Annotated in this window: 1 protein-coding gene; it reads left to right on the forward strand. The window is 36.7% G+C overall.

What is annotated here, in order from left to right; translation table 11 throughout:
• Positions 1–226: ArpU family phage packaging/lysis transcriptional regulator (locus HMPREF2810_RS12535; protein WP_305366943.1), on the forward strand; the 226-nt coding region annotated here is incomplete at both ends.

The raw sequence follows: 226 nt of genomic DNA on the forward strand, positions 1-226 counted from the left end.
TAAAAGAAGTAGATTTTCGACAAACAAAAGCGAATGCCAGAAATGTGTTGAAGAATTTTAGACGTTTAGAGCGAATAGCTGGTCGCTCTTTGATAGATTTAAAATCACCAATTATTACAGATATGCCTAAAAGCCAAAGTCATGGGAACAAAGCAGAAGATGCGCTAGTACAATTAGCAGATGCAGAAGCAGAAAGAGATGCAATTTTATCTGCGCTTATGGCATT

It is taken from the genome of Enterococcus sp. HMSC078F03 (genome assembly GCF_001811595.1).
In the GTDB taxonomy this organism is placed as follows: domain Bacteria; phylum Bacillota; class Bacilli; order Lactobacillales; family Enterococcaceae; genus Enterococcus; species Enterococcus faecalis.